The sequence below is a fragment of the Campylobacter sp. 1569 genome (genome assembly GCF_024723675.1).
Lineage (GTDB): Bacteria > Campylobacterota > Campylobacteria > Campylobacterales > Campylobacteraceae > Campylobacter_D > Campylobacter_D jejuni_C.
The window spans coordinates 1-2,057 of sequence record NZ_JANQDB010000034.1 but is presented as its reverse complement, the minus strand read 5'-3'; the positions used below and the strand labels follow the sequence as shown (position 1 = coordinate 2,057).

General features: G+C 28.4%; 1 protein-coding gene. It reads right to left on the bottom strand.

Annotated features, from left to right (window positions below):
- Nucleotides 1-1,991, bottom strand: a 1,991-nt coding sequence (locus tag CAMP5060_RS08005) for a ShlB/FhaC/HecB family hemolysin secretion/activation protein (protein ID WP_337218196.1), incomplete at its 3' end; no start/stop codon positions are given.
- Nucleotides 1,992-2,057 lie beyond the last annotated feature (66 nt).

The following is a 2,057-nucleotide window of genomic DNA, read 5'->3' as shown; positions in this document are numbered from 1 at the left end:
TAAAAATACACCCCACCACTTAAATATAATTTCATTCTATGCTCATCATCGTATTTGTATTGATGTAATGCTCTAGCTGCATCAAGTTTTATATAATACTCATTAGCTTTATTATAAAGTACTTGTAAACCTACTGCATCCAAAAAATGCTCATCTGCTAATCTACCTCCATCTTTTTCATACCAAGCATAACCTACATCATAAAAGGGAGTAAAATAAAAATTCGTATTTGGTATATTTATTCTTATACCAAAGTTAGCTACTATGGTATTATCTCCATCTCCTTCTCCATTATCATAAGCTCTTACCCCATAAGCTCCACCTAAAGAGGAGCTCTCAGAAGAATCTAATTCAAAATTCCCTAATACCTTTTGATAGTTTATATTTAAAGTATGCGTAATATACTCATTAATACTATAATAATTATTCACACTAGCATTGAGTTTTCTAAACCAACCAAAGCCTTTGCCTCCACTTTTAGAGGTATCTCCAAATATAGTAGTGCCATCATCATACACCTTACCCACACTTACCTTAGCACTATAACTTAAGGTATTATTTTCAAAGCCTCTAAATAAACCTTCTAAACCTATACTACCTACATTAGAACTTTTATCAAAGGTTAAAAGATCCATACTAGTATCACTAAGTATCTTATGGTAAATACTAGAAGTAAAGTATAAAGATGAATTAGTATTAATCCATACAGGATAAGAAAAATCTACACCAAGATTTCTAGAAGTACCATAAAATCCTGCATCTTTATAATCTCCACCTAAAGAATAAGATCCTTGAGATATGCTTGGAGTAATTTTTAAATTTCCTAAAAAGAAAGTATAACTTGCTCCATAGTTAATTTGTTTTTCATTGCTTGATTGTAAGTAAAAATTATAATAATCCCCCATATTAAGTATAGAATTAAATCCCATACTAATACCTGCTCTAATATCCCCTGCACTTTTAATACCATAATTATCAGCATATAATAATACATTAGCCTTAGTATCAGGCACTACTTCTATAACTACATCAGTTTCACCTACATTCTCCCCTGCTTGTAAACCTGCTAGGGTTTGTACTCCATACATTTCATTGACTTTATATACACTATCTTCTATGAGTTTAGTAGAGATGATTTCACCTTTGATTCTTTCATTAAGCTTACTCTCTATGAAATGATCTTTTATAGTAGTTTTATTCTTTATTATATACTTACCTAATGTTCCTAAGGCTATGTTTATTTGAATACTATCTTCAAATTCTTGTTGAGGCACATAAGCTGTTGCAGCAGGATAGCCATTAACTTGAAAATAATAAGCAATGATATTAGATATATCTTGTAAATCTTGTAAGCTAAATTTTTTAGTGTTAAACTCACTAATAAGTAATTGCAAATCTTCTTCTTTAATACCTAGCTTTTTAAAGCTAGTGTTTTCATTAGTGATAACAAATTTGTATTTGGTTATGACTTGTTTAGTAGTAGTATTAGTTTGATTACTTGAGTTAGTAGAGTTATTATTAGAACTATTACTTGTTTGGTTATTTGGATTACTTGTATTATTGTTGGTATTGACTTGATTGTTTAATTTGGTAGTATCATTATTAAAACTATTATTAGTTGCATTAGAATTATTGTTTGTTTTATCATTTATACTAGAGTTAGTGTTAGCTTTATCATTGTTTGTGTTAGTGTTAGTTTGGTTATTTGGGTTGGTAGTGTTATTATTAGCTTCCTCATTAGTTTCATCTTCTTGATTAAGTTTTTCTTTTAAAGCTTTCTTTTTTTCTTCAAAATCTTTTTTAGCTTCTTGAGCTTTTTTATAATCATCTTTGGTTTTTAGATTTTCTTTAATAGCTTTGTTTTGAGGGAGGTTTCTATCAGGGGATAATTCTATAACCTTTTCTATATCATTTTTAGCTATGGTAATACTACCATTATTAGCATAGACTAAAGAGCTAATTGCTATAGTACTAAGTAAAAGTTTTTTCATGATGGTTTTTCCTTTTATTTATATATTTTAAATTTAGAGTTTTTATTTTTAATATTTATGTTGATT